Genomic DNA, 26,040 nt, shown 5'->3' with positions numbered 1-26,040 from the left:
AGGGAGTTTTGGCGGTTTCCATCGTCACAGCGTCAGAGACAGATATCAGAAAACTACAGCAAGAGATCGTGGAAGCCGCGCCGTCCCTCGGTATAGATAAGATCGGCTTCACGTCAGCAGAGCCGTTCACAGAACTGAAAGACATCCTTCTCCGTCACCGGGAGAAGGGGTTTGAATCCGGCTTCGAGGAGCCGGATATCGAGAAACGGGTACATCCCGAGCTGAGCTTCGACACGCCGCGGTCGATCATCTCCATCGCGGTGGCGTACCCGTCGAAGCTGGCAAACCCTCCCCGATCCGAGCCAGGGGCGTATCGGGGAATCATTTCGCGCTCCTCTTGGGGGAGCGACTATCACGATGTGCTTCGCGACCGACTCGCGAAGCTGGAGGCTTTCATCGCGGAGCGCATGCCTGACGCGCGATTGCAAAGCATGGTCGACACCGGCGTGCTGGTCGACCGGGCTGTTGCAGAGCGGGCCGGCATCGGCTGGTCCGCCAAGAACTGCGCCGTCATTACGCCGGAATGGGGCTCATGGGTCTATTTGGGCGAAATTATAACGAATATTCCGTTTGGACCCGATAAACCGATTATGGATCAATGCGGTGATTGTACGATCTGTATCGATGCCTGTCCCACTGGGGCGCTCGTTGGCCCGGGACAGCTGAACTCATCGCGCTGCATCTCCTTCATCACCCAAACGAAGGGATATATCGCTGATGAATACAAGCTCAAGATCGGCAACCGGCTCTATGGCTGTGATACCTGTCAGATCGTCTGCCCGAAGAACAAGGGGATGAACTGGACGCATCATCCGGAGTTCGAGCCTGACCCTGAGAAGGTCAAGCCGCTTCTAATTCCCTTGCTCACCATGTCGAACAAGGATTTCAAAGAGCAGTACGGCCGCATCGCAGCATCCTGGCGGGGCAAAAAGCCCATTCAGCGTAATGCGATCATCGCACTGGGGAATTTCAGGGACAGCTCCGCTGTGCCTGTCCTTACTGAGCTGCTGCTACAGGATCCGCGCCCTGAGATTAGGGCAACGGCTGCGTGGGCGCTGGGGCGCATTGGCGGCGAAGATGCCGCTGCTGCTCTGGCCAAAGCTCAGGGAGCCGAGCACGAGCCAGCTGTGCAGCAAGATATTGAGAAAGCGATCACTGCCTGCTCGCATGTAGAGGAGAAGAATCCGAGATGACAGAAAATCTGCAAGCTGCTTCGAACGTCCTGTCCTACACGGAGGTTGCTACACCTATAGGTGCGCTTCTTCTTATTACAAGCTCGAAAGGATTATGCCGTGTCGCCTTTGGCACCTTGGCTCAGAATCAAGAGGATCTGCAAGTATGGATCCCCCGTTGGTTTGGCAAGGGGACGGAGCTCCAAGAAGATGCAGCCAATCTAGCGCCAATCGTGCAGCAGCTGGAGGAGTATTTTAGGGGCGAACGGTTAAGCTTTGATGGGCAGCTGGATTTGCAGGGAACGGAGTTTCAGAAGAAAGTTTGGACTGCACTGCTTGCCGTCCCCTACGGAGAGACAGCTTCCTATAAGCACATTGCTGAGGCGATTGAATCACCGAAAGCGGTTAGAGCGGTAGGCGGCGCGAATAATAAAAATCCGATTCCAGTCATCATCCCCTGTCATCGTATCATTGGCGTAAGCGGCGACCTGGTAGGTTATGCCGGGGGACTGGACATGAAAATACATTTGCTTGATTTAGAACGCACAGAACGCACAGAACGCAACGCATAGACCGCATATGATCGCATGGAACGACCGCATATGAACCCAAACAATAACTAACCGTGGAGTGATCCTATGAAATATGTACATTTGGATTCCGTTGAGTCGGGTCAATATTTAGGTCGCACGATATTTGCCAGCAATGGTTCGATTTTGCTTTCTGAGGGCGTGCAGTTAACGGTTTTCATGATCAATACGCTGAATCGAATCGGTGTTACGATGATTTATATCAAGGATCCGAACCTGCAAGATGTGGAGATCCCCGAAATCATTTCTGAAGAAACGAAACGTATCGTTATGCAGCAAATGGGACAAACCTTCGCGGCGCTTCAATCCGGCAAGGAATTCAACTCTCGCGCTATGAGCATTTCGATCAATACATTGCTCGATGAGGTTATGAAGAATCGGGATGTGCTCGTCCAACTGACCGACATTCGGACCAAGGATAACGAGATGTACGTCCATGCTACCAACGTCTGTATGATGGCCGTGCTCGTAGGCATTAATATGGGGTTCAATGAGAGTCAACTGAAAGAGCTTGCCATTGGCGCACTTCTGCATGATGTGGGGAAGGTCGAGCTTACCTATGACGATGAATCTTCTGACAGCAGGAAGCACCATACGTGGCGCGGATTCGAGCTTTTGAAAAACAAGCGTGAATTCAGCTTGCTTATTGCGCATGTAGCCTTCCAACATCATGAAGAATTAAATGGCCAGGGCATTCCAAGAGGTTTGACCAGCGATGACATACATATTTATGCCAAAATTACAGCTGTTGCGAACATGTACGATAACTTGCTCTTCGATACTTCCTTGGGCCGCCGAATGCTGCCCTATGAGGCATGTGAGCATATGATGGCGTTAGCAGGAACGAAGCTGGATCGTGATGTTTTGATTCAATTTCTGAAAATCATTTCCATCTATCCGACAGGGGCTTCGGTTCGACTGTCGAATCGGGAGACAGGTGTCGTCGTTGGACAGCATCGCGGATTGCCGAGCCGTCCGATCGTCAGAATCGTTAAGCAGGATCAGATGGACAGAGAACTGGACATTAAGGAAATTGATCTGGCCAAACATACGACGGTTTTTATTGAACAGGTTCTATGATTTATGGTCAAGTCATTTGTAAAGCGATAAGTAGAAATGGTATGATAAGGCAAGCAATCTAACCAATTAACACTTGCAGGGGGCAACGTTATGTGGAGTTATCTTATTCCTATTCTCACTTTGATTGTGGGCTTAGTCGGGGGATTTTTTATCGGCGTGTTTTATTTGAAAAGACAGTTGGAATCTATGCAAAATAATCCCGAGATGCTAGCCAAAATGGCGAAGCAAATGGGCTACAACATGAATAAGCAGCAGTTAAACAAAGCGCAGCAAATGATGAAAAACCAAAAGAGGAAATAATATGGGGTGAGAATACCCCTTCAAAGGGCTTTGCTATCTAAACCGTAACAACCGGCTGATAGCAGGAGCCCTTCGTATTATCGTCAGGTTTTGTAAAAATTAGGACATACCAGTACGATTCAGAGGTGGCTAGTCGATGGCAAGCAACAAAGACCGCATTCTGGAAGCCGCAATGGATCTCTTTCATGATCATGGCTACCAAGGAACGGGACTAGAGGACATTTTGTCGAGCAGCGGGGTATGTAAAAGCAATTTTTACTATCATTTTAAAAGCAAAGAAGAACTGGGTTTGAAGGTAATTGAGCGTAAGGTTAATGAAATGCGGCAATCTGTGTTAGAGCCAAGTCTGGGCAATACTAAACTATCGCCAAAGCAGCGCGTGCTGGAATTGTTTGAACGCATGTTAAGCTTCTGCGACGAGAACGAGTGCCGTAAGGGATGCTTTTTCGGGAACTTGGCGCTAGAGCTTAGCGACTCCTCAGAGGAGCTGCGTAAGCCGCTAAGCCGCTTTTTTAGCGAGATGGAGATAGAGATAGAGGCTTGTCTGAAAGAAGGACGTAAGCAAGGAGAGCTATCGCTGCAGGGGCTAAGCCCCGTCGAGCTGGCTGCACCTATCGTTTCTCTTTGGCAGGGCGGGATGCTGCTAACCAAAACGCATAAAGACAGTAGAGCTATGAGGGACGGGATCAAAGTTTTGACAGTCTGCATGGGCTAAAGGATATGAATGAGGAGAGTGGAGCAGTTGGCATCTATTGAATACAAAAATGCGAGAGTAGCTGAGAATCGTGAGCTAATTGAACAGCATGTGCGCGAAATTTTGCGTTTGATCGGGGAGGATGTGGACCGGGAAGGCTTGCTGGACACACCTGCACGCGTAACGCGCATGTATGAAGAAATATTTTCGGGTTATGAGGCAAACCCGCGGGACGTTCTTGGCGTAACCTTCGATGAGCAGCACGAGGAATTGGTGATTATTAAAGATATTATTTATTACAGCCAATGCGAGCATCATATGGCGCCATTCTTCGGCAAAGTGCATGTAGGTTACCTGCCGAGCGGTAAAGTTGCGGGGTTAAGCAAATTTGCTCGTCTAGTCGATGTCGTTACCCGCAAATTGCAGGTGCAGGAGAGAATAACGTCTGAAATCGCCGATATTCTCGATGAAGTGCTGAAGCCTCACGGCGTGATGGTCGTTGTAGAAGGCGAGCATATGTGCATGTGCTCCAGAGGCGTCAAGAAGTATGGCAGTGAGACGATCACATCGGCAGTGCGCGGTTCGTTCCGTACGGATGCAACGCTGCGTTCCGAATTTTTATCTTTGATCAATAGGTAATTAGTGATTAAAAGGGATGTGCATGGAGACAATTGTCTTGTGCAGCATCCCTTTTTTGGTAGGGAATGTGCGTTCATGGCTTGTTGATGAATAGAGGAATATAGTATTCTTTTATAAATAAATAGCTCCACGGTGACTAGCGTACATGCTATAGCATAAACTGATAATAGGAAGTGTACGAATCGCTAGGTGTATAAATCCTGGGGTTGGCAAGAGTACCAGAGGGGGCAAGCTGATGAACAACATACGAAAATTTCGGCCCGGTGAGGCCGCTTCCTCTAAAGTGAGTGAAGAACGGGATGAATTTGAGCGGGATTACGCAAGGCTGATCCAATCGCCGACCTTTCGGCGGCTGCAGGGCAAATCACAGGTGTTCGGAGCCGGTTCGGGCGACTACTATCGGACACGGCTGACTCATTCGCTAGAGGTAGCCCAAATCGCGAGAGAAGTAGCGAAACGACTGGAACGGACGAATCCTTTTCTGCAAAAAAGAGAGCATCCGGGTCTCATTATTGACCCTACCGTTGTGGAGTGTGCGTCCATTGCACACGACTTTGGCCATCCGCCATTTGGTCATAAAGGGGAAGAGGTGTTGAACCACATCCTGCTGAAGGATCATGGCCTCAAATACGAGGGCAATGCCCAGAATTTCCGAATCCTGATGTTTCTCGAAAAGAGGGCAGGCAGTGAAAGTGGTCTGGATCTCACCGCGGCTGTGCTGCTCGGGATTAATAAATATCCTTTCCTGCTGGAAGAAGAGGGCCGCCTCAAGGGGGTATATGCCTCTGAGTGGGAGATTATCCGTGAGCTGCGGAGAGAATGGAACATGCCGGAAGGCTGCTCCACCTTGGAAGCGCAATTGATGGATCTATGCGATGATATCGCGTACTCGACGCATGATATTGAAGACGGCATTCGAGCTGGGAAAATTCAGATGAACGCTACATTTTTTGAGGATCAACGATTGATACGCCACTTGGTTATGGAGATTTTGAACGATCCCAACAAGCATAGGTTCGGCTGGGAGCAAGTCGATATCGAGCAAATGGTTAGGAAGGTGCTGACCGACTACCTGGAACAGTGGCAGCAGATTTTCGCCGAATGCAATCGGGAAGAGTCACGTACACGCAGAGAGATGAAAGCCCGCTGGGTGAGTTCGTTCGCAAGCCGTTTAGACATTCTGGACGACCCTGAGCGGGGCTGGAAGAAGGTAGCTCTCGTCAGAGACGGGGCAGAGGATATGAACCTCCTGCGGACCATGGAAATCTTGAAGAAGCTGGCGTGGGTCACGCTGATTAAGGATTTCCGGGTACTGCGCCTTCAGAAGCGCAGCGAGATTATCGTCGAGCGGCTGTGGGAAAGCTTTATCGATCAAGACAGGGGAATGTGGATCATTCCACCCGATTGGATCGATAGCTACGAGCGCCGCATGGGCAGCTGGAGCTGGCCGCGGTTCGTAGCGGACTATATATCGGGTATGACCGATGCTTACGCTGAGAAGGTGTATGCAGAGCTGTTTGCGAGCAAGTCCGGCTCGATCTATGAGATGGACTAGGTGCTAAGTAGAGGGCGGCGCCTTGTGACATCCTGCAAAAAGTACATTAAATCCTAGGAGAATGGGATTATATCCAGGAAAAGATGTAAATCGTACATCAAAATTGACGTTGGCGGCGTGTATGGGGCTGAAAAGTTGGATTTTGATGTAGAAAATGCATGATTCTACTCGCGAGTGGGCGGGTAACACGAATTTTGATGTACAAAATACAATTTCATGTCCCGGAGCTGGGCGGCGGTGTGATCTGCCCCAAACTAGGTATCCCTGCAAAAAAATATCGACCCCGCAAGGGGTCGATTTTATAGGGAGGAGGGAATACCAGAGTCAGTTAACAGCTACAGCTTCTTTCGGTGTCGGTGTCAGGCCATTAAGGAAGCTCAGCGTGCTGCGCACATACTTTTTGGGTTCTGCGCGGTATAACAGCTCGTGTTGTGCTTTGGGGATAATCCAAAGCTTCGATTGCTCGTTATTTTGCACCTTAAAAATATCCTCTACCATTTCATATGGAGCTTTGTAGTCCTCGGTTCCATGAATGAAATAAATAGGCATCGAATAAGCGGTAGAAGTAACCTTCTTATAAGGTACTTCATGCAAGCTCACCCCGTTCAGAAGCGGGAAGAATAAGCGGACAAGCGGCAGAGATGGGAATTTCGGAACATTCACCACTTGCTTCATATTGTGATAGAGAGTATCCGGATTCAGCATGAATGTGCTGTCCAAGATCATCCCTGAGATATCCGTACCATTTTGGAGTGCTGCCTGCAGCGCTGTTCCAGCCCCCATCGAGAAGCCCCAAACATAGATAGGACCACCTGATAAATGCTTAACGTAGTTAATCGCTCCGAGCAGCTCCTGTGATTCCTGTATGCCACCGGTCATAACGTGTTCGTTGCCAGGGTGAACATACCCATAATCAAACATCAGCACATTATAGTTCTGCAAATGCAGCTCGCGGGCCAGATTATACAGCGGGACCCACAACTCTTCGCGATTGCCGCCGTAGCCGTGCGAGAAGATCACGGTTTTGTCGGAAGGAGCGGGTATGAACCAACCATCTAAATTCGAGGATGCGTTCATACTTGGGAACGTAACACTGCTGTAGGGAAGACCAACTGCTCTCATAGGATCTGAATGAAGCGGATCAATATGCGGCCGCGCCAGCGTCCAGGCAATATAGGCGTGAAAAGCAAGCAACAGAGAGGTACATAACGTCAGGAATGAAATTAGGATGGTGAGAACCAGCCTTTTTTTGCGTAAAAGCGGACGGGTAACGACCTGATCGAGCGTAGGTTGAAGTGAGCCTGGGGATAGTGATGTTGATGACATCGCAGTACCCTCCCTCCAGAAAAGTAGTGTGTGTTCAAATAGGCTGCTCTGAGATGTTAGAAGGAGAAAGGAATAATTATCTAAATTTTCAGATAAGTAATCTATTATCTTAATATTATTCTGAATGCGCTTACAAGTCAATGAGGGTGCGGGAAATGTAAAGCCGCTGTAACCTTTCTGTAACAATTCAAGAAACAGATGTTTGCGTGATGTTTGACCTTTACGCAACGTTGTAGTTTGGTTATACTAGATATAACTGGGTTTCATATAGTGAAACTATTTGATGCTTCCGCAGGCAGAGTGACTATGAAAGTGGTGTTCGTCATGGAAGATAATAAGCTGACGGTGCGAGCAGTAGAGCGTGCTTTGGATATTATGCTCTGTTTTACCGAATCGACCGAACTGACGTTGACAGAAATTGCAAGTCGGGTGGAATTACATAAAAGTACGGTGCATCGCCTTCTTGCTTCATTAGAAGGCAAGGGTTTTATTATGCGCGATGCAGCCACAGATAAATACAGGCTAGGCTACCGGTTGTGGGAGCTGTCCGCTAATCTCTCGCAAGAGGGAGACCCCGGCATCATTCTGCTGCCGGAGATGGAAAGACTGCGAGATCTTCTCGGCGAGACGATCTCGCTCTACGTGCAGGACGGGCTGGAGCGGATCCGCATCCAAGCGGTGCAGAGCAACCATGCCATTCGCCGTGTAGCCCCTGTAGGGGCGCGAATGCCGCTTTACGTCGGCGCCTCGAGCAAGGTGCTCGTCGCCTTCGCGGAACCCGCTGTGCAGCAGCAGCTGATAGCCTCGGCCGATTGGCCGACCGGGCTGGATCAGCAGGCGTTCCTGCAGCAGCTGGCCGACACCAAGCTCGCTGGCTTCGCCACGAGCGTGGAAGAGCGCGAACCCGGCGCAGCGGCCGTGTCCGCGCCGATTATAGACCGCGGGGGCCGGCTGGTGGCCGCCCTCGCCGTATCTGGCCCAGCGAACAGGCTTACGCTGGAGCTGATGCAAGAGCAGGCGCCGCTCATTATGGAAGCGGCGCGGCGCATGGGCACGATGCTGCGTTAGCGCATCGCCCTCGCAATCCTCTATCCGAGTACTTGGATAGAGGATTTTTTGCTTCTAGGAGGCCATACTAGAAGAGGGAAAGGGAGTGGCAAGTATGAAGAAGAAAGCCTCGATGCTGGCGATCTGGATTAGTCTTGCCAGCAATGTCGTGCTTACCGCCATCAAAATTATCGTTGGCCTTCTATTTAACAGCCAAGTGCTCATAGCCGATGGCATCCATAATGCCGGTGATGTCATTGCCACGGCGACCGCGTACAGCTCCATGCGGGTTTCCTCCAAACCAGCCGACAGGGATCATCCGTACGGCCATGGCAAAGCGGAGGTGCTTGGCGCCTTTATTGTCGCGATTATTTTGGCCGGAGCTGCTGTATACATTGGTTACCATTCCATTCATGCTCTATTCAAGCCAGCGGGCGAGGCGCATGTGATTGCCTTTATCGCAGCGGTCATCTCGTTAATCTGGAAGCAAATTCTTTATGTATACACGATGCGGATTGGCAAGAATATGAACAGCAAGGGGTTAATCGCCACAGCCTATGATCATCTGGCTGATGTTTACGCGTCAATTGCCGCTTCCGTCGGGATTGGTTTGGCGCTGCTTGGTGATCGCTTCGGCTACGGATTTCTAGCATACGGCGATCCTGTAGCGGGAATTATTGTCTCGATCCTGGTATTGAAATTGGCTTATGAAATGGGACAAGACTCATTCGGTATTCTTATGGAGCGAAGTGTGAGCATGACACAGATTGAAGAGTACGCGGCACTAATCCGTTCTGTACCCGAGATCAAGCGGATTGACCGCTTGAGAGCACGCGAGCACGGACACTACATATTAATCGACGCGCGGCTGGGTGTTTCGGGCACATTGACGATTCAGGAAGGTCATGATATTATTCGCGGCATTAAACAAAAGATCAAATCAGCCCATAACGATGTGGACGAGGTCCTTGTGCATTTGAATCCTTGGTACAAGGAGCCTATTTAACTGGGATAAATGAAAAAACACCTATCACTAGGCGACTCCGTTTCGGAGCGGCCATATGAGAGGTGTTTTTCATTTTACTTGGCAAAAATATGATTGCCGATTCGAACGGTCTGCGGACGTGTCCAGATCCATTTGCTTGTTGCCGTTTTTGGATTGAAATAGTACAGGGCGCCTCCAGTTGGATCCCAGCCTCGTACAGCCTCTTCGGCTGCTCGGTAGGCCGTGCTATCCGGCGTCAACCAGTATTGTCCGTCATCCACTGCGGTAAAAGCTCCTGAATCAAAAATAATCCCTTCGATTGTATTCGGAAATTCACTTGAATTAAGACGATTCATGACGACAGCTGCTACAGCGACTTGTCCTTCATAGGACTCACCGCGTGCCTCGCTGTAGATCACTTTCGCCAGCATATCAAGATCCTCTTGATTTACCGAATACTTACGTAAGCTCTGCCATGTATTAGCACCAATAATTCCATCTATTGTTAAGCCATAATTATATTGAAAATTACGTACAGCTGCGGCGGTAACTGGACCGTACACGCCATCTAGCGGCTGTTGGTAATAGCCTAACACTTTAAGACGGAACTGAGCATCCCAGACATCACCGTTCTGACTACCTGACTGCAACGTGGTAGCCGATGCGGCTGAAGCTGGTTGGCTCCATTCGCTTACTGAAAAACCTAAACCAATCGAAGCGATCAGCATGACTAGGACGAGCCTTTTTAATGAGTTCATCTTCATCTCCCCTTTCGCTGTTACCCATTATAGGTGGGTAGGAAGGGGGTCTCAACCCGCAGTTATTACCAATGTAAGTCAATCACTTGTGGCTCTAAGGATACAGCCACTTCCATAATTGCAAAAAATCCGAGAATGCCATAAGGCAATCTCGGATTTCGTAAGTGTGTGTGTATTGCTTTGTTAATGGTTATCTTAGTTTTTCTCAGCCAAAATTTGGCGAAGAACGGTTTGTAGAATACCGCCATTACGGTAGTAATCCACATCTACCAAGCTATCCAAACGAACAAGTGCGTTGAACTCGAAAGTTGTACCATCTTCACGAGTTGCAGTCACTTTAACAGTCGATCCTGGTTGAACATCATTGCTGAGTCCCGTAATATCGAATGTCTCGCGACCTGTGATACCAAGTGTTTTCCAGCTTGTTCCATCAAGGAATTGAAGAGGAAGAACGCCCATACCTACCAGGTTGCTGCGGTGAATACGCTCGAAGCTTTCAGCGATAACAGCTTTTACGCCAAGTAGGAATGTACCTTTAGCTGCCCAGTCACGGGAGCTACCAGTTCCGTACTCTTTACCCGCGATAACAACGAGGTTTTGGCCTGCAGCTTGATATTTCATGGATGCATCGTAGATGGACTCAACTTCACCAGTTGGCAGGTAAGTTGTTACGCCGCCTTCTGTTCCTGGTGCCACTTGGTTACGAATACGGATGTTCGCGAACGTTCCGCGCATCATGACTTCGTGGTTACCACGACGGGAACCGTAGGAGTTGAAGTCTTCTCTTTTTACACCATGGTTGATCAGATACTGACCTCCAGGGCTGTCAACTTTGATATTACCTGCAGGGGAGATGTGATCCGTTGTAACGGAATCGCCCATGAGTGCCAAAGTTTTCGCGCTGCGGATATCTGCGATATCGTCAAGAACTGTACCCAAATCAGTGAAGAAAGGAGGCTCTTGAATGTATGTGGAATTCGTGTCGAATTCGTACAGATCGCCTTCAGGAATCGCGATTTCGTTGAAACGCTCATTCGCACGGAATACGTTGCTGTATTTATCACGGAACATGTCAGGGCTCATAGCGATGCCAAGAGCTTCTTGAATCTCTTGGTTTGTAGGCCAGATGTCTTTCAGGTAGACAGGTTGATTGCTTTGGTCATAACCGATTGGATCGTTAGCCAAATCAATGTTCACTGTACCTGCAAGAGCATAAGCAACAACAAGTGGAGGTGATCCAAGGTAGTTCGCTTTAACTTGAGCATGAACGCGTCCTTCGAAGTTACGGTTACCGGAGATAACGGCAGCTACTGTCATATCATTGTCAGCAACAGCTTTGCTCACTTCATCTGGAAGCGGACCGGAGTTACCGATACAAGTTGCACAGCCGTAACCTGCAACGTGGAAGCCAAGTGCTTCTAGGGACTCAAGCAAGCCAGCTTTCTTGAGGTACTCAGTAACAACCAGGGAACCTGGTGTCAAGGAGCTCTTCACGAATGCCGGTTTTCTCAAACCGCGAGCTACGGCTTTCTTAGCCACAAGACCCGCACCTAGCATAACGCTTGGGTTCGATGTGTTCGTACAGGAAGTGATCGCTGCGATTACAACGGCACCAGTTCCCATTTTAACAGTCTCGCCGCCTGGGTAGACAACATCAACAACTTCATTGATTTTCTCTTCAGTCAGACCATATCCACCTTTGTCGATTGGCGTACGGATGATGGAGTTGAAGGACTCTTTCATATTCGTAAGCTCAACGCGGTCTTGCGGACGTTTTGGACCAGCCAAGCTCGGTACTACGGAACCAAGATCAAGTTCAAGCACATCTGTGAATGCTGGATCTGGTGTGGAGTCAGTACGGAACATGCCTTGTGCTTTGTAGTAAGCTTCTACAAGCGCGATTTGATCTTCTTCACGGCCTGTTGCTCTCAAGTAGTTCAATGTTTCGCTGTCTACTGGGAAGAAACCGATTGTTGCGCCGTACTCAGGAGCCATGTTCGCTACCGTTGCGCGGTCAGCCAAGGAGATGTTGCTCAGACCAGGACCGAAGAACTCAACGAATTTACCAACAACGCCTTTTTTACGCAAAATTTGTGTAACAGTCAAAGCCAAGTCAGTCGCTGTAGCGCCTTCTGCCAAGTGGCCTGTCAATTTGAAACCAACAACGTCTGGAGCTACGAAGTAAAGTGGTTGTCCAAGCATACCAGCTTCAGCTTCAATACCGCCGACGCCCCAACCTACAACGCCCAAACCATTAATCATCGTTGTATGGGAGTCAGTTCCTACGAGGGAATCCGGATATACAACCGTTTCGCCATCGATCGTTTTTGTAGCAGCAACAGATGCAAGGTACTCCAAGTTAACTTGGTGAACGATACCTGTTGAAGGCGGAACCGCACGGAAGTTATCGAATGCTGTTTGTGCCCAACGAAGGAAACGGTAACGCTCTTCGTTTCTTTCGAATTCTAAGTTAATGTTCATGTCAAGCGCATCCGGGGAACCGAAAGCGTCAACCATGACAGAGTGGTCAATAACAAGGTCTACAGGAACAAGCGGGTTGATCCGTTTAGGATCTCCACCTTCACGAGCCATTGTCGCACGCATTGCCGCAAGGTCAACGACGACAGGTACACCTGTGAAATCCTGAAGAACGATACGAGCTGGGATGAAAGGAATTTCTTTGTTCTCGTCGCGGCCTTCAGCCCAGCCTGCGATTTGTTTAACGTGTTCGCTTGTGATTGCACGGCCGTCGAATTGACGGATAGCTGCTTCAAGCAAAACGCGAATGGAAACTGGAAGGTTGCTTACAGTACCGTGACCTTGGTTTTCGAAGTCAGGAAGACTGTAGTATTGGAACGAGTTTGTTCCGACAGTTAACTGCTTACGCACAGAAAAAGTGTCCTTGTTGGACATAGGTTATTCCTCCTTTAATATCTTCATCCATTGGTTTCATCTAGTGAAACTCAATTTCATTAATCCCCTAACTCAAGTATAGCGTTTCGGTGTGTATGAGTAAAGATTTATTTCAATCATTTTTACCATGCAAATGTCATATATTGAATCAATTCAAAGCAAATCGGGCTCGTCCTATGATGACTGTTATTTTGCCGCAAAAATGTCCTTTCCATAAATAAAAGTTTGAAACAAAGCAAGTTGCAGCGCACTCAACATTCCTAGCAAAAACTTTTTAGGAGGGTAACCCCGATGTCCTGGAAAACAGCGCTCTACAATTACGTCCATGCTAAAAATCAGTCAGAGCTCGAAGGCTCTGCAGCACCTTTGGAAGCCTATTTGTCAGACAGCGCCTATGTACGCAAGCAGGATGTCAGGGTTCGCAGGCTCTTGGAAAGTTTTCGCGATCGCGATGCCAAACTGATGCGAGGGGAAACGAAGCTGCGTCTTACCGGCGTTAGAGAATCTGCGCATGGCGTTATCGCGGATATCGTATTGCATCGGTTTATCCATTACCGAATTGGTTCAATCGACCACCTGGAGGAGCGTATTGAGCCGGAACGAGTCATCATTGACAGTGCAGCGAATCGTTGGCAGGTCAGAAGCACAGAGTCTCTACAGGGTGAACAATCGCTTCCGAACAAGCCGCGGAGCGTCTTTTTCTCTGAGCAGGCGGAATTTGTGGATGGCCTTCGCAGAGCACCGTCACTCCCGTATATCAACCATAGTATACTCAACAGCGGAGCCCAGGAATTCGTTCCTCGTCAAATCATTTATAATCGTGACAAAGTCGTCCAATATGCGGAAACATGGTGGCAAACACCGAACCCGAAATACGAAGAATTTGAAGTGGATTGCACGAACTTTGTATCGCAATGCCTCTTTGCAGGCGGGGCTCCAATGGACTATACTGGGAAAAGGGATTTGGGCTGGTGGTACGCTGGCAAAAGAGGCAACCAAGAGTTGTGGAGCTTCAGTTGGGCAGTTGCCAATAGCTTGCAATCTTTTTTGGCGCACAGCCGCAAAGGGCTGCACGGTCATGAGGTTCATGACCCGCGCGAACTTCAGCCTGGCGACACGATTTGCTATGACTGGGACGGCGATGGCCGTTATCAGCATAACGTTGTTGTTACCGGCAAAGATGCTAACGGCATGCCACTGGTCAATGCACACACGTATAATAGCCGCAATCGCTATTGGGCTTATAAAGATTCACCGGCATGGACGGAGCGGACCAAATACTTCTTCGTTCGGGTTGCAGATGAAATGTGAACGTAATATTTGAAGGAATAGAACGACTAGACGGAGGTACGCAATGAGCGGCAAAATAAGAGTTGGACTAATTTATGGGGGGAAATCAGGAGAGCATGACGTATCTTTGCAAACCGCAATGGCCGTTATGAAAGCCGTAGACTTCACCAAATATGAAGTGGTACCGTTTTACATCTCCAAAAAAGGGGAGTGGAAAAGCGGCGCACCTCTCTTGGCACCCGTTACATCGAAAGAGGTACTGACCTTCAGCAGTGGAGACTCTGCGAATGCACCTGTTTCAAATGCTTTAGCACCTATTTTCGGAGCTGTTCATGCGAAAGGTGATGTCGCTATCGCATCTGCCGCGGCTGGAACGAAAGATACAAGCCTAGATGTTGTATTCCCCCTTTTACATGGTACATTTGGTGAGGACGGCACGATTCAAGGCTTACTCGAAATGGCAAATATCCCTTATGTAGGAGCAGGCGTACTTGCCTCTGCAGTCGGTATGGATAAAGTCACGATGAAGAAAGTATTTGCGCAAGAGGGGCTTCCACAATGTATCTTCCGTCATTTCACTCGGACGGAATGGGAGAAGAATCGCGCGTATCACCTCATTGAACTGGAAACCGCGATCGGTTATCCATGCTTCGTGAAGCCGGCTAATTTGGGCTCCAGCGTCGGTATTTCCAAAGCGAAAAATCAAGATGAACTTATTCAAGCGGTTAATTTCGCTTTCCAATATGACCGTAAAGTCATTGTAGAAGAAAATATCGATGCCCGCGAAATTGAAGTAGCTGTTCTTGGGAATGATGAACCACAAGCATCAGTTGTAGGTGAAATTGTTTCTTCGAATGATTTTTACGACTACAAAGCCAAATACATCGATGGGAAATCCGCTATGGTTATCCCAGCTGATATCCCAGCTGAAACAGCTGAGCAAGTTAGACGGCTTGCGCTTCAAGCCTTCATGGCTGTTGATGGCAGCGGCTTATCCCGCGTTGACTTTTTCCTTGGCAGAGCTGATCAGAAGATCTATATCAACGAAATCAATACGATGCCTGGGTTCACGCCTTACAGCATGTATCCGCTGCTGTGGCAGGAATCCGGCAAACCTTATGCAGAATTGTTGGATGATCTCATTCGTCTAGCAGTTGAGCGGCATACAGCGAAGCAAAGTATCCAATATTCTTTTGATGTGGAGTAGATGCCAATGGGATTCCAATCGGAGTTTAACTCAGTTTGTAAGTTCAAGTCCGCGCAGGAGCTTTTCGAGCTTCTAGAATATGGCCGCGGCAAAATGGTGAAAAGCGGTTTCCGCGTGTTCCCAACAGGACAGAAGGTTATTGCCTACACCCCTGAGAATCAAGCGATCGCCATCGTCAAAATCCTTGCTTCCATCGCGGAAATCAATTTCCAAGGCGAAGAAGTGACGCAAGTGGAGATGGAGCTCGTTCGTCGTTTGACAGAGGAAGAGGCACAGGTGCAGACGAAACTTGCTTATGAGATGTTTTTTGGTGAGCAAGCTTAGTTAGCAGCGGAGGAACAGAAAGCGGAAGAACAGAAAGAGGAAGTACAGGGAGACATCGTCCGTGAGGACGGTGTCTTTTTTTGGTTTAGGGCTCCTCGGTGATTCCGTGGAGCCGTGGTGGTGTGTGTGCTTGCTTGCACTTTGTGCAATGTGAATGCGGTGTATTGCTTGCAATCGTGTGCTTCGTTGCACAAAGTGCAAGCATTTTGACGCTGTATAGCGCGAAAATCCGCAATTTGCAAACCATAATGTTGTACTAAGTACACTATAGGGGCGGACGGTGGGCTATTTGCGGTCATGACGTTGCACAATGTGCAATGTGCTGGCTGCAGAGATTAGTACAGCTGTGGTCTTGGGCCATTTCCGTGAGAGCTAAGCATGTTTTACGTCGTTACAGCAGGCAGTTGGAGCGTTATGCATGCGTTAGCGGTGAAAAACATCGCTACGGAGGCGGGAACGGCGGTCTAGGAGCATTTCCGCGAAGATAAGCCAGCAAAGGTACTACAAGAAATTAGTACTTATTCTCCATGCTAACCGGAGCTACAATTTAATTAAGTAGATTCCAAAGCAAAGGGATGAATAGAATGAAATTTACCGCCTACTGGCTTTTTAATATCGTACTGGGTATACCGACACCGTATGTGCTTATTTATATGATATTCGGATTTTACGGTTTCATGGGCCCTTCTTCCATCAATCAAAAGTACTCAGCGTCAGGGGTACTGCTCCTCTACCTCCTGATATGGTTGTTCGGCAATCTGCTAACTTTGCGCAAAGAAGACCACGCCACTAAGCTTGGTATGCTTGCTCTAAGTCCTTTACCTATTGCCATAACGGCTTTTTGTGGTTTTAAAATCATTGCTGCGCTTTCCTAGTCATTCTAGTGAATGTGACAGCCGGAATAAGGGTAACCTAACACAGGATTTTTACCTGAACTTTCTTGGGGGTTACATGTGCATGATTATTCGCCTTGGGTATGTGGCGATGTCGGCGGTTGTCAAAAATGCCTCGCCGTCCAAAACAATGACAGTCACGAGCTTCAGCAAGCTCCTGGACCGGGAAGCAGCCATCCGGAAGCTGGAACGCTTGGGTGCGGAAAACTTGCATAACACATTGAGGTTGCTGCGACATAACCGGGCACATGACATCATGGTGTTCCGCTTCTCCTCTAGATTCATCCCCCTGATCGGGCATGAAATGTTAGGGGACTGGGACCCCATCCCAACGCTTTCAGCGGAATTCGAGGAGCTTGGCGCCTATGCCAAACAAGCGGGGATGCGCGTCAGCTTTCATCCAGACCACTTCACTGTTCTGAGCACTCCCAAAGAGGATGTGCTGCAGAAGTCCATCCAGGATTTGGAGCGGCATAACGCGATGCTAAACGCGATGGGACTTGGCACGGAGGCCATGTGCAACATTCATGTCGGCGGATCCTACGGGGATAAGAAGAAGGCCGCAAAACGTTTTATCCAAAACTTTTCCACGCTGCGCCCCGAAATCCAAAAGCGGATTACGCTAGAGAATGACGATAAAACATTCAATGCGTTAGAGACGCTGGAAATTGCTGAAACCGTAGGAGCTCCAATGGTTCTGGACGTTCATCATCATGCGGTGAACAACGAGGGCGAAGATGTCGCCGAGCTGTGGCCGCGTATTCAACAAACCTGGACAAACGAACTCCCACCGAAGATTCACGTCTCGAGCCCCAAAAGCGAGAGCGATCCAAGAAGTCACGCTGATTACGTGGAGGTAGAGCCACTCCTATCTTTTCTTCGTGCGATAGCTCCTATGACACCTAAGCTCGATATCATGATTGAAGCGAAAATGAAGGATGAGGCGCTATTTCGTCTTATGGAAGATTTTAAGCTCCAGGAAGGAATCGTGATCCTCGATCAAGCCTCGATCCAGCTATAGCGATTCAGATTTATTTCTTGAATTGTTTGGCAAAATGGGGTACTTTGGAGAATGGGTATGAATGACGCATAATCCAATGTTGAGAGGGGTTTTTCACGGCCATGAGTCAACTGTTAACAGGAAAAAATATACTTGTCATGGGTGTTGCCAATGATCGCAGCATCGCATGGGCTATTGCTCAATCCTTAGCTGCACAAGGAGCAAATCTGGTGTTTACTTTCGAAAACGAGCGTGTTGAAGAACGCGTGCGCAAGCTGGCTGACACGATTCCAGGTTCAACGCTTATGCCTTGTAACGTAACGGTAGACGCAGAAATTGATACTCTAGCTGATACGCTTAAAGCGAAATTCGGTGTCGTGCATGGCCTTGTACATAGTATTGCATTTGCAAGAACGGAAGAGCTGGATGGACTATTCGTTGACACATCGCGTGACGGCTTTGCCTTAGCGCACGACATCAGCGCCTACTCCCTTGTTGCTGTATCCAAACGGATTTATCCGCTAATGACAGAAGGCGGCAGCATCATGACAATGACCTACCTTGGCGCAGAGCGCGCAATGAAGAACTACAACGTCATGGGCGTTGCCAAAGCTGCATTGGAAGCATCCGTGCGCTATCTCGCGGCTGATCTAGGCCAATTCGGTATTCGCGTGAATGGGATTTCCGCAGGTCCGATTCGTACCTTGGCTGCCAAAGGCATCAAAGACTTCAACTCGATCCTGCGTCAAGTAGAAGAGAAAGCTCCGCTGCGCAAAACAACGGAAACAGCAGAAGTTGGCGATACAGCGATGTTCTTGATGAGCAACCTGTCCCGCGGCATCACAGGTGAAGTTATTTATGTTGACGGTGGTTACCACATCGTTGGAATTTAAAGCAATTTTAATGTCTTATGACATTCCAAAACCGTATTGCCTACGTGGCAGTATGGTTTTTTATTTGTAAATTTCTGAATATCTCCTTTTTTTATTAATAAATGTATAAATGTACGAATATTTTGGGATGAAACGCACTAGTATTTAAAACGTATAATTTACTATACTTAACTTACTTCTAAATCTAAATAAATAAAAAAGAAAGAGTTGATATAAGTGGTAAATGGTGGGGCGGAGCCGTTCGTCATCGGCAGTAAGAGTTTTACGGCAGTGGCTATCAATACGGCAGCCAAGGCTGGGCAATGGATCAAGAGCAAAATGGGTGAAATCAGCCGTATTGATACGAAATTTTCTCCGCAGGACCTGGTGACCGAAGTGGATAAAGGGTCGGAAAAGCTGATTCGCAACTTGATCATGACGCATTTCCCCGATCATTCCATTCTCGGTGAAGAAGGGGTAGAGCCTGGACCGGAAGCATCGGCCAAAGCGCTTCAAGCCATGAGCGAGGAAGAATACTTATGGATCGTGGATCCTATTGATGGCACTACGAACTTTGTTCACGGGTTCCCGTTCTTCTCTGTTTCGATTGCACTCGCACACAAGGGCGAGATCATCGTTGGTGTTGTTTATGACCCATCTCGTGACGAGCTGTTCGTTGCTGAGAAGGGGAAAGGTGCTTATATGCACGGCAAAAAGACAGTCGTTTCACTGGATGGACAGCTATCTACGAGTCTGGTGGCAACAGGCCTTCCAGCGGACCGTAATGGGGCATTACCGATTAACCTGAAAGGTATTCAGGCGCTATCACCTCAAGTGCGCAACCTTCGGATCGCAGGTTCAGCCGCGCTTCACTTGGCTTATGTGGCCTCAGGACGCCTGAGCGGCTTCTGGGAAATTGGTCTGAACGCTTGGGATATTGCAGCAGGCGCATTGCTGATCCAAGAGTCGGGTGGTAAAGTGACCGATACCGAAGGCAGACCTTACAATTTGGCGGTTCGCAACATCCTGGCCACGAACGGCGAGATCCATGATGAACTGAAGCAAGAATTGATTAAAGCTGAAGCTACCGGATTTTAGCTGTCATAGGACAGAAGAAACCTGAGACATTAGTCTGAGGTTTTTTCTTCTTTTTGTGGGAGGGAGCTCATTGGGGACGGAACTACGGGGCGACAGATTCTAGTTACTATCTGGTACAAATGATCGTTATACACTATAATATGAGATATATGTATTATTTAAACGTTTCAATTAACGTTCAGGAAATGGATGGAGAACTCATATGACGACGAATATGCAATCGCAATCGGTTACCGGACCTGACATTATTACCTTTGGCGAAACGATGGCGCTGTTGATGCCTTCTAACGGGAAGGGACTGGAGTACTCGTCTGAGCTGCACAGCTTGTTTGGGGGTGCGGAAAGCAACGTGGCTATCGGCATATCCCGCCTTGGAGGCAAAGTAGGCTGGTTTGGACGTTTAGGCAAGGATCCGATGGGCCGTCTGATTTACAAAAAAATCCGCGGAGAGGGTGTCGATGTCTCCCGTGCTGAACTGACGGCAGAAGCGCCGACAGGCCTTATGATGCGTGAAATGATCATGGGCAAAACGTCCGTTTACTACTACCGCAAAAACTCAGCAGCAAGTCAGATGAGCGTTAAGCATTTGGATGAAGGCTATATTGCAGGGGCCAAAATCCTTCATATCACGGGTATTACGCCGGCGCTCAGCGAGTCTTGCAAAGAGGCTGCTTTTGAAGCAGTTCGTTTGGCCCGCAAGCATGGCGTTAAAGTGAGTTTCGATCCTAACCTGCGATTGAAACTTTGGGGGATAGAGGAAGCGCGCCCTGTGCTTCTTGAGCTTGCCAAGCTGGCGGATATTTTCCTGCCAGGCCTTGATGAGCTGAAGCTGCTCTACCAGACGGAAGATTGGGATGTCATCGTGGGCAAGTTGCGTGAATTGTCCGCTGTTTCTATCGTCAAAGGTGGAGAGAACGAAACCTATGTCGTAACACAAGATTCGATCACAGCGGTTCCTTATTTCAAAGCAGAACATGTGGTGGATACGGTTGGCGCAGGCGATGGTTTTTGCGCCGGATTTTTGGTAGGCTTATCCAAAGAGTACGATTATGCGGAAGCGGTGCGTATCGGTAATCTGGTGGGCTCTTTGATTGTTCAGACCGAAGGAGATTGGGAAGGCGCTCCAACTTGGGAGCAAGTAGACGCAATTCTTAACGATGTTAAACATATAGAACGCTAATTTCATGCTTGCATAAGAAGGGGAAGATTCCATTGAAGAAATTGAAACTTGTTCAGCAAATATCAAGTGAAGGCGTCGTTGCCGTACTGCGCGGAGAGACGCCGGAAGAAGTCGTTGAAATGGCGGATCAAGCCATTGCAGGCGGCATTAAAGTCATCGAAGTCACGATGACAGTGCCATTCGCGCTGCGCGCCATCGAGGAGCTGGCGAAGCGCTACTCGAGTACAACGCAGGACGCTTCCAAGTACGCGATTATCGGGGTGGGCACAGCCCTAGACCCGGAGACAGCGCGTGCAGCGATCCTGAGCGGGGCCGAGTTCGTTGTCGGCCCATCGCTTAACCCGAACACGGTTGCTCTCTGCAACCGTTACCGCGTGCCTGTCATGCCTGGCTGCATGACAATTCAAGAGATTCAGACGGCGCTGGAGCTTGGCGTCGATATCGTGAAGCTCTTCCCCGGTAATCTCTATTCGCCGGCGATGATTAAGGCCATTAAAGGTCCGCTGCCGCAGGCGAACATTATGCCAACCGGCGGGGTATCGCTGAGCAACCTCGGTGAATGGATTGAGGCCGGCGCCGTTGCTGTCGGCATCGGTTCGGATTTGACCAGCGAAGCAGTCAAAACAGGCAATTACAGCCTAGTTGCCAAGCGGGCTGCACAATATATTGAGGCCTATCGAGCGGCCAAGAAGTAGAGCGATGGAACATAACGGGGCGAAGCTGCTGTTGCAGGTAGATGATCTACAGGCATCGATTGCCTTTTATACGAAACAACTGGGCTGGGAGCTGCTCGAAAGAGCCGCTTCCGGTCCAGTTGCCTTGCTGCGAATCACGACAGACTATGACGTCGTGTTGATACAGCAAAAAGAACCGTCTGCTCAGTTGGTAACGGAAGAGCAGACGGAGTTATTAGTAGGCTGGTTGCAGAGCAAACACACCTCGCCAAAAAAAGGAGATCTCATCTACGTTGGCGTAACTTCGGTGAATGCTGTGGAGCTTAACTTGCAAGCCAAAGGCTGTAAGGAGCTGCGGAAAGAAGAGAATCCTGGTCATATTCGAAAGCTGTTTGTGTCTGACATTAATGGACATACGTTTGTGTACTGGGAGGAGTTAGCTGCTACCCATGCTGAGATTGTAGAGATGTATGAAGCAGGTACTGACGAATTAGAGAACGCAATAGCGGGATTGACGGAGGAGCAGCTTAGCTTCGCGCAAGCCCCTGGCAAATGGTCCATTCGCGAGCAGACCTTGCATCTGATCGACTTAGAGCTGGTTACACTGCACAAGGTGAAATTCGCTTTGGCAGAGCCGGGTCGGAGTTATCAGGGCAACAGCTTTTCACAAGATGATTGGAGCGCTGGACTGGATTACCGGAATCGGCCGATTCATGCTGAAGTGCAGCTGTTCAGGGCTATGAGGCAGCATATTCTTGGGTTATGCGAGCATTTGCCTAATGCGCTTGAGAGAACCGTCACCTCGAAGAACCGTGAAGAGTCCGTGGCGCAATTGCTGAAAATGATGGCAGGCCACGCCAATCATCATATCCGAGCCGTGAATCAAATTCGTGAGCTGCATGGCTGCTGAGATTTCAGGAGCAAGGAGCTTAATAGTCAAGCTGAAAAAGAATGCCAGAAAACCCCAGGTCAAAGACCTAGGGTTTTTATTGATTTTTGGAGAGTTAATTGTTAAAATAAAGATTGATTCAAATATTTTTAATTATAAACAGTTTTATCCTAATTTAATTATAGCACCAAAACAACCCCCATGTCAAATCGTAATAAAATGGTAAGAAAAGAGGCGTTGGAATGAGTCTAACAGATCAAGCAAAGGCAGCAGAAAAGCAAAGAGTGCAGAAAGTCACAGAGCAGATAGCCGTTAAAATCGCGGAACTGGAAGAGCAGGTCGGTCTGGTTCAATCAGATGTTGTTGAGATTCGTAAGCATTATTGGGACGAAGTCACGATGGATATGAGTACGGCGGAAGATGCAGTAGAATCCATCGCGAGCATGAGACAGCAATCAGAGGTGCTGTCTGAGCGGGAACGAACGCATCGCCAAGCAGCCAAAACATTAAGCAAGCTGAGAAGGCTCGTCCAATCGCCCTATTTTGGCCGAATAGATTTCATTGAACGTGGTGAGCGGGAAGAAGAGGCTGTGTATTTGGGTATTTCATCTTTTCTGGATGAGGAAGTCGGTCAGTATCTGATCTATGATTGGCGTGCTCCAATCTCAAGCCTGTATTACGATTTTGCACCGGGAGAAGTACAATTTACTACACCGAATGGGACGGTAGAGGGTGAAATGGTTCTGAAGCGCCAATTTGTCATTCGTGACCGTCACATCACTCTTATGTTCGATACCGGTGTAACCATCGGTGATGAACTGCTGAAGCAAGTGCTCAGCCGGAGCTCGGATGTACACATGAAGACGATCGTAGCGACCATTCAAAAAGAGCAAAATCGCATCATCCGCAACGACAGCGCCCATATGCTGATTGTGCAGGGAGCCGCGGGCAGCGGTAAAACATCAGCTGCGCTTCAAAGAGTCGCTTACCTCCTGTACAAACACCGAGATAAGCTGAGTTCGGATCAGATGGTTTTGTTTTCGCCTAATCCACTGTTTAATCATTACGTGTCGACAGTGCTGCCAGAGCTAGGTGAAGAAAATATGCAGCAAACGACCTATCAAGCTTATTTGGAGCATCGTTTGGGTGAGATGTTTGAGGTGGAGGACTCTTTTACACAACTGGAATTTGTATTGACGAGGGGCAGTCTCGACGATGCGTCTGAGAGAACACCAGAGATGATAGAAGCCTATGAAGCTCGTTTGAGCGGAATTTATTATAAATCTTCGACTTCTTTTCTTGCTGTTATAGAAGCTTATAAGAAGCAGCTTGAGCAAATGGGGATGTTATTTAACCCTATTAAGTTTCGTGACAAAGAGGTACTTAGCGCGGCTCGTTTGGTGGAGCGTTTCTACAGCTATGATACCGCGACTCGGCTCCCTAACCGCTTGGAGCTTATGAAAGAATGGATCGTAGAGCAGCTGGAGCTTTTTGCAAAGCTTGAGATCGAGGAAGCTTGGGTCGATGAAGAGATCGAACTTCTCAGCAGTGATGAGTACCATCGTGCCCACATCAAGCTGCGCAAAATGGAAGAGGTAATTGATTCTTCTTTCGATGATTATGAGCAAGAAAGGCATATGCTCGCTCGAACCGTCATGAAAGAGCATGTAAAACCTGTTCGAAGCGCGGTGAAACAGCTTAAATTCGTTGATATGATTGGTCTTTATGGGCAGTTGTTTAGAAAAAGTGAGGGGGCAGGCGCAGGTGACCGGGAGCTGATAGCGGAGAAACCTCGCTATTGGACCGACATCTGCGGGCGGACGCTGGAGGAGCTGGCGCAAGCCAGGCTGCCGTACGAGGACGCTACGCCGTTCCTGTATTTGCTGGAAGCTGTTTGCGGCTTCCAGACGAACGGTGCCGTGCGCCACGTCATTATCGACGAGGCGCAGGATTACTCTCCGTTTCAGCTGGCTTACCTGAAACGGCTCTTCCCGCGCTGCCGCATGACAGCGCTCGGCGATCTGAACCAGGCGATCTATTCGCACGCTTCCGCGTACAGCGAAATCGATCCGATCGCCGCTCTGTACGGGCCGGAACAAACGGAAGTCATCCGTTTGTTCCGCAGCTATCGCTCCACGCGCGAGATCGTGGAGTTCACCCGCGGCATCGTGCCTGGCGGCGATGCCATAGAGCCCTTCACCCGCGCCGGCAGCAAGCCGCGGGTGATTCAGACCAGCGATCGCGGATCGCTGCATAGCCTGCAGGCAGCCGAAATAACGCGGCTGCTGGAAGAAGGCTATGCCTCTATTGCGATCATTACCAAAACCGCGAGCGAAGCTGAGCTCGCGCATCAAGCCCTTACGCCCCTCCTGCGGGTACCGCTGGGGCGTGTCACCAAACACAGCCCGACCTTCGAGTCGGGCGTGCTCGTCATCCCTTCGTATCTGGCGAAGGGGGTCGAGTTCGATGCCGTACTTATTTATGATGGTTCCCATCATCAGTACGGCCATGAGAATGAGCGCAAGCTGTTTTACACGGCTTGCACGCGGGCTATGCACGAATTGTACATCTTCGCGCTTGGGGACCCGTGTCATTTTATTACGGGTCAGCCGCAAGATACTTATGTGCTTACGGACAGCGCCGAGGATGTTATTAGTTAGGGTGAAGGGGTCTATGGGCACTATCCCCAAGAGTCAGGAGAATATGCTGATACAACTAGATTGAATGAAATTTAATGGAGTAGTGTCGGTGAAAGGTTGCCAGAGTCCCTCCTTGAGCGATGCGGATAGTGCAGATAGCGAGTGTCAATCTGTATTCTGAGCGATCGGGATAGTGCAGTTAGTGAGTGTCAAACCGTATTCTGAGTGATGGGGATAGTGTAGATAGTGAGTGTCAAACTGTATTCTGAGTGATGGGGATAGTGACGATAGTGAGTGTCAAACCGTATTCTGAGCGATCGGGATAGTGTAGATAGTGAGTGTCAAACTGTATTCTGAGCGATGGGGATAGTGACGATAGTGAGTGTTAAACCGTATTCTGAGCGATCGGGATAGTGTAGATAGTGAGTGTCAAACTGTATTCTGAGCGATGGGGATAGTGACGATAGTGAGTGTCAAACTGTATTCTGAGCGATGGGGATAGTGACGATAGTGAGTGTCAAACCGTATTCTGAAAGATGGGGATAGTGCCGATAGTGAGTATCAATCAGACCGCAATCTGAGCGAAAGGGAGAGTGGCAATAGCCACCGCGAACTCAAAGAACCCGGCGGCCGCGTATCCTAGGATGCGCGATCACCGGGTTGCTTTGAGTTGGTCCCTCTTTTAACGTTGGAGGGGGTTTTCCGTTACTTGTTGCGTCCCGCGTCGTACTCACTGGCGAATTCGGCCAGAGACTTCACCTTACCATGTGGATGTCTAGCTTGTTTGCGGCTTTTCCATGCAGCTTCTTCGCGGCGTTTCGATTGGCTCATAGCACAAAACCTCCTATGGTATGCGGATGGGTGTTGCCCTAATAACGTGTGATTTGCGCGACTCTTTTATACAGGCATTCGTGG

Annotated in this window: 25 protein-coding genes; 21 read left to right on the top strand and 4 right to left on the bottom strand. The window is 49.0% G+C overall.

What is annotated here, in order from left to right:
- Nucleotides 1-68: 68 nt before the first annotated feature.
- The 7 genes from queG to GQF01_RS10015 all read left to right on the top strand — a co-directional run bounded on the left by queG (nucleotide 69) and on the right by GQF01_RS10015 (nucleotide 6,030).
- Nucleotides 69-1,193 carry a tRNA epoxyqueuosine(34) reductase QueG gene (gene queG, locus GQF01_RS10045; RefSeq protein ID WP_328803437.1) on the top strand — a complete coding sequence of 375 codons (1,125 nt, stop codon included), beginning with the start codon at nucleotides 69-71 and terminating at the stop codon, nucleotides 1,191-1,193.
- Nucleotides 1,190-1,744: a methylated-DNA--[protein]-cysteine S-methyltransferase gene (locus GQF01_RS10040; protein ID WP_161406656.1), complete on the top strand. Its 555-nt coding sequence runs from the start codon at nucleotides 1,190-1,192 to the stop codon at nucleotides 1,742-1,744. The genes queG and GQF01_RS10040 overlap by 4 nt, the downstream gene beginning before the upstream one ends.
- 66 nt (nucleotides 1,745-1,810) lie before the next feature.
- Nucleotides 1,811-2,842, top strand: a complete 1,032-nt coding sequence (locus tag GQF01_RS10035; protein WP_161406655.1) for an HD-GYP domain-containing protein — start codon at nucleotides 1,811-1,813, stop codon at nucleotides 2,840-2,842.
- Nucleotides 2,843-2,932: 90 nt separating this feature from the next.
- Nucleotides 2,933-3,142, top strand: a complete 210-nt coding sequence (locus tag GQF01_RS10030; protein ID WP_161406654.1) for a YneF family protein — start codon at nucleotides 2,933-2,935, stop codon at nucleotides 3,140-3,142.
- 136 nt (nucleotides 3,143-3,278) lie between these two features.
- Nucleotides 3,279-3,857, top strand: coding sequence for a TetR/AcrR family transcriptional regulator (locus tag GQF01_RS10025; protein WP_161406653.1), 579 nt, complete (start codon nucleotides 3,279-3,281; stop codon nucleotides 3,855-3,857).
- A 27-nt stretch (nucleotides 3,858-3,884) separates the two neighbouring features.
- Nucleotides 3,885-4,475, top strand: a complete 591-nt coding sequence (folE, locus tag GQF01_RS10020) for a GTP cyclohydrolase I FolE (protein ID WP_161406652.1) — start codon at nucleotides 3,885-3,887, stop codon at nucleotides 4,473-4,475.
- A gap of 235 nt (nucleotides 4,476-4,710) precedes the next feature.
- Nucleotides 4,711-6,030 (top strand): deoxyguanosinetriphosphate triphosphohydrolase family protein, encoded by a 1,320-nt coding sequence (locus tag GQF01_RS10015; RefSeq protein WP_161406651.1) that lies wholly within the window; start codon nucleotides 4,711-4,713, stop codon nucleotides 6,028-6,030.
- A 324-nt stretch (nucleotides 6,031-6,354) separates the two neighbouring features.
- Here the strand turns inward: GQF01_RS10015 and GQF01_RS10010 are convergent, their stop codons facing one another.
- Nucleotides 6,355-7,356 carry an alpha/beta hydrolase gene (locus GQF01_RS10010; RefSeq protein WP_161406650.1) on the bottom strand — a complete coding sequence of 334 codons (1,002 nt, stop codon included), beginning with the start codon at nucleotides 7,354-7,356 and terminating at the stop codon, nucleotides 6,355-6,357.
- 324 nt (nucleotides 7,357-7,680) lie between these two features.
- On the opposite strand from GQF01_RS10010, the gene GQF01_RS10005 reads away from it, so the two are divergent.
- Together GQF01_RS10005 and GQF01_RS10000 are read left to right on the top strand one after the other, a co-directional pair.
- Nucleotides 7,681-8,424 carry an IclR family transcriptional regulator gene (locus GQF01_RS10005; RefSeq protein WP_161406850.1) on the top strand — a complete coding sequence of 248 codons (744 nt, stop codon included), beginning with the start codon at nucleotides 7,681-7,683 and terminating at the stop codon, nucleotides 8,422-8,424.
- 94 nt (nucleotides 8,425-8,518) lie between these two features.
- Nucleotides 8,519-9,409: a cation diffusion facilitator family transporter gene (locus GQF01_RS10000; RefSeq protein ID WP_161406649.1), complete on the top strand. Its 891-nt coding sequence runs from the start codon at nucleotides 8,519-8,521 to the stop codon at nucleotides 9,407-9,409.
- Between the two features lie 74 nt (nucleotides 9,410-9,483).
- On the opposite strand, the gene sleB is transcribed toward GQF01_RS10000, so the two are convergent.
- Nucleotides 9,484-10,146: a spore cortex-lytic enzyme gene (gene sleB / locus GQF01_RS09995; protein ID WP_161406648.1), complete on the bottom strand. Its 663-nt coding sequence runs from the start codon at nucleotides 10,144-10,146 to the stop codon at nucleotides 9,484-9,486.
- A gap of 195 nt (nucleotides 10,147-10,341) precedes the next feature.
- Nucleotides 10,342-13,059: an aconitate hydratase AcnA gene (gene acnA, locus GQF01_RS09990; RefSeq protein ID WP_161406647.1), complete on the bottom strand. Its 2,718-nt coding sequence runs from the start codon at nucleotides 13,057-13,059 to the stop codon at nucleotides 10,342-10,344.
- A 291-nt stretch (nucleotides 13,060-13,350) separates the two neighbouring features.
- Here acnA and GQF01_RS09985 point away from each other — a divergent pair, with 291 nt between their 5' ends.
- The 12 genes from GQF01_RS09985 to GQF01_RS36605 all read left to right on the top strand — a co-directional run bounded on the left by GQF01_RS09985 (nucleotide 13,351) and on the right by GQF01_RS36605 (nucleotide 25,768).
- Nucleotides 13,351-14,370 carry an amidase domain-containing protein gene (locus GQF01_RS09985; protein WP_161406646.1) on the top strand — a complete coding sequence of 340 codons (1,020 nt, stop codon included), beginning with the start codon at nucleotides 13,351-13,353 and terminating at the stop codon, nucleotides 14,368-14,370.
- Nucleotides 14,371-14,413: 43 nt separating this feature from the next.
- Nucleotides 14,414-15,556 (top strand): D-alanine--D-alanine ligase, encoded by a 1,143-nt coding sequence (locus GQF01_RS09980; protein WP_161406645.1) that lies wholly within the window; start codon nucleotides 14,414-14,416, stop codon nucleotides 15,554-15,556.
- Nucleotides 15,557-15,562: 6 nt separating this feature from the next.
- Nucleotides 15,563-15,880, top strand: coding sequence for a hypothetical protein (locus GQF01_RS09975; RefSeq protein ID WP_161406644.1), 318 nt, complete (start codon nucleotides 15,563-15,565; stop codon nucleotides 15,878-15,880).
- 584 nt (nucleotides 15,881-16,464) lie between these two features.
- Nucleotides 16,465-16,755 carry a hypothetical protein gene (locus GQF01_RS09970; RefSeq protein ID WP_161406643.1) on the top strand — a complete coding sequence of 97 codons (291 nt, stop codon included), beginning with the start codon at nucleotides 16,465-16,467 and terminating at the stop codon, nucleotides 16,753-16,755.
- Nucleotides 16,756-16,837: 82 nt separating this feature from the next.
- Nucleotides 16,838-17,794, top strand: a complete 957-nt coding sequence (uvsE, locus tag GQF01_RS09965; RefSeq protein ID WP_161406642.1) for a UV DNA damage repair endonuclease UvsE — start codon at nucleotides 16,838-16,840, stop codon at nucleotides 17,792-17,794.
- A gap of 101 nt (nucleotides 17,795-17,895) precedes the next feature.
- Entirely contained in the window at nucleotides 17,896-18,666 is a 771-nt protein-coding gene (fabI, locus tag GQF01_RS09960) for an enoyl-ACP reductase FabI (protein WP_127455090.1), read from the top strand.
- 216 nt (nucleotides 18,667-18,882) lie between these two features.
- Entirely contained in the window at nucleotides 18,883-19,743 is an 861-nt protein-coding gene (locus tag GQF01_RS09955) for an inositol monophosphatase family protein (protein ID WP_161406641.1), read from the top strand.
- 202 nt (nucleotides 19,744-19,945) lie between these two features.
- Complete coding sequence (locus GQF01_RS09950; protein WP_161406640.1) at nucleotides 19,946-20,923, top strand: sugar kinase; 978 nt, start codon at nucleotides 19,946-19,948, stop codon at nucleotides 20,921-20,923.
- A gap of 32 nt (nucleotides 20,924-20,955) precedes the next feature.
- Nucleotides 20,956-21,618 carry a bifunctional 2-keto-4-hydroxyglutarate aldolase/2-keto-3-deoxy-6-phosphogluconate aldolase gene (locus tag GQF01_RS09945; protein ID WP_161406639.1) on the top strand — a complete coding sequence of 221 codons (663 nt, stop codon included), beginning with the start codon at nucleotides 20,956-20,958 and terminating at the stop codon, nucleotides 21,616-21,618.
- A 4-nt stretch (nucleotides 21,619-21,622) separates the two neighbouring features.
- A complete protein-coding gene (locus GQF01_RS09940) occupies nucleotides 21,623-22,507 on the top strand; it encodes a DinB family protein (RefSeq protein ID WP_161406638.1) in 885 nt (294 codons plus the stop codon).
- Between the two features lie 221 nt (nucleotides 22,508-22,728).
- Entirely contained in the window at nucleotides 22,729-25,146 is a 2,418-nt protein-coding gene (gene helD, locus GQF01_RS09935) for an RNA polymerase recycling motor HelD (RefSeq protein ID WP_161406637.1), read from the top strand.
- Nucleotides 25,147-25,639: 493 nt separating this feature from the next.
- A complete protein-coding gene (locus GQF01_RS36605; protein ID WP_268894341.1) occupies nucleotides 25,640-25,768 on the top strand; it encodes a hypothetical protein in 129 nt (42 codons plus the stop codon).
- A gap of 62 nt (nucleotides 25,769-25,830) precedes the next feature.
- Here GQF01_RS36605 and GQF01_RS36260 read toward each other — a convergent pair whose 3' ends face one another.
- Nucleotides 25,831-25,956, bottom strand: coding sequence for a DUF6254 family protein (locus GQF01_RS36260; protein WP_235959360.1), 126 nt, complete (start codon nucleotides 25,954-25,956; stop codon nucleotides 25,831-25,833).
- Between the last annotated feature and the right edge of the window lie 84 nt (nucleotides 25,957-26,040).

The organism is Paenibacillus silvestris (assembly GCF_009882985.1).
In the GTDB taxonomy this organism is placed as follows: domain Bacteria; phylum Bacillota; class Bacilli; order Paenibacillales; family NBRC-103111; genus Paenibacillus_E; species Paenibacillus_E silvestris.
Note: the sequence above shows the minus strand (reverse complement) of the source record. Positions and strands in the feature narration are given on the sequence as shown.